We start from the raw sequence: 1,808 nt of genomic DNA, 5'->3' as shown, positions 1-1,808 counted from the left end.
CGCGCGTGATCTTCACGTCGCCGATCTGCCAGTTCGCCATGAGGTGCCTCCCGAGTCCTTGATGAATAGAGTGAAGTAGGAAGATGGACGGTGAGATGCAAGGGCATCAGCCGTTGGACCCGGGATTTCGGAGGTCGATCTCTTTCGGTTCTGCCACGATGTACGGCGCGACGGTGTTGTCGTCTGAAGTCAGCAGATCGATCAGCGCCGGATGAATGAAAAGCTTTTCGCGGCCCGATCTTGCTTCGACGAGAATGCCGGCATCGGACAGCCTCTTCAGATAGGCCGATGCGGTTTGCCGTTGTGCCAGACCCGCGTCCACAAGGTCCTGAATGCGGCAATAAGGTTGCTGGAATATTTGTTCGATGAGTTCGTGAGAATAAATTTGCGGCGCATGCTCTCTTACGTGACGGGTTGCTGTTTGCATCAAGGCACGTATGGCGCGAATTTTGGCAATCATCCAGGCAGATGTAGAAGTGATGCCGTTGAGTATGTAGAGGATCCAGCTTTCCCAACTGCCGGTTTCCGTGACGCTTTGCAAGAGGTTGTAGTAGTCGCCCTTGCTGAGGATGATGTAACGGCTCAAATAAAGGATGGGCAAATCGAGAAGTTTCTTTTCGATAAGGTAGAGCACATTCAGCACACGCCCGGTTCTGCCGTTTCCATCCGTAAGCGGATGAATGGCCTCAAACTGATAGTGCATGATCGCCATCCGCACGAGAGGATCGAGTCCATCCCGGTCGTTGTGGATGAAGACTTCCCAGTTCGTCAGCAGTTCGCGCAGCGTTGCCTCGCCTGCCGGTGGCGTGTAGACGATCTCGCCGGATGCGTCTTTCTGGAGTGCTGTGCCCGGCACCCTGCGGATTTCCATCTGAACACCCTTGATGGTGCTGCAGATGTCCAGTGCGGTGGCGATCGAGAGGGGGCGGTTGGCCAGGCCCGCGAATCCTTTGTGAAGGGCGCGCCGGTAGCGCAGGGCTTCGCGGGTTGCCGGATCGGCCTGATTTTCGCGGCCGGCCTGTGCAAAGCGGAACAGGCGGTCCGTTGTCGTGATGACGTTCTCGATTTCGGAGCTGGCTTGCGCTTCGAGTGTCGGTATCGTGCTGATCAGGATGGCTTGGTTAGGGATGAGTTCGGCGGCCTGCTTCAACGCTGCAAGCGCCGCTCGCGCCTCGACGCAGGCTTTCAGGACAGACCGCGTTTCCACATCAGCCTTCGGCGGCAACCGGGGCAGGTCATTATATGGCCTGTCCGGGTGCCAGCTTGTCATATGTCGATAAATTCCGATTTCATCGACATATTGAGGCGATATGTTCAGCCAGTCAACATATCCAAAAAACATGTCGATCGACGCGCACTAAATCGACATATTCACCATATTTAGTGGTCTGATGGTTCATCACCCGCTCTATTCTGTAGGCCTACTCCGCCTTGTTCTGCCGGTTGTCGACGAGATCGGTCACCACGCCCGGATCGGCCAGTGTCGAGGTGTCGCCGAGATTGGAGAAATCGTCTTCCGCGATCTTCCGCAAAATTCGCCGCATGATCTTGCCGGAACGCGTCTTGGGCAGGCCGGGCGCGAACTGGATGAGGTCCGGCGAGGCGATCGGGCCGATCTCTTTCCGCACCCATTGCACCAGCTCCTTGCGCAGCGCGTCGGAGGAAGGCTCGCCGGCGTTCAGCGTCACATAGGCATAGATGCCCTGGCCCTTGATGTCGTGCGGATAGCCGACCACGGCGGCCTCGGCGACTTTCGGATGCGCGACCAGCGCGCTTTCGACTTCGGCCGTGCCCATGCGGTGGCCCGA

At 57.5% G+C, this 1,808-nt stretch carries 1 protein-coding gene and 1 pseudogene; both read right to left on the bottom strand.

The features are described 5' to 3' along the window. Positions 1 to 106 precede the first annotated feature (106 nt). Entirely contained in the window at positions 107 to 1,342 is a 1,236-nt protein-coding gene (gene fic, locus WEB61_RS02045) for a protein adenylyltransferase Fic (protein ID WP_368062665.1), read from the bottom strand. Between the two features lie 79 nt (positions 1,343 to 1,421). Beyond that, positions 1,422 to 1,808: pseudogene (locus tag WEB61_RS02040) on the bottom strand (acetyl-coenzyme A synthetase); the annotation flags it as partial.

This window comes from Parvibaculum sp. (genome assembly GCF_040882025.1).
In the GTDB taxonomy this organism is placed as follows: Bacteria; Pseudomonadota; Alphaproteobacteria; order Parvibaculales; family Parvibaculaceae; genus Parvibaculum.
This window is presented reverse-complemented; position numbering and strand designations above follow the sequence as displayed.

What these genes read in the sequence shown, in the direction of transcription:
- fic (WP_368062665.1), bottom strand. Translation starts at nt 1,342, where the DNA reads ATGTTTTTTGGATATGTTGACTGGCTGAACATATCGCCTCAATATGTC.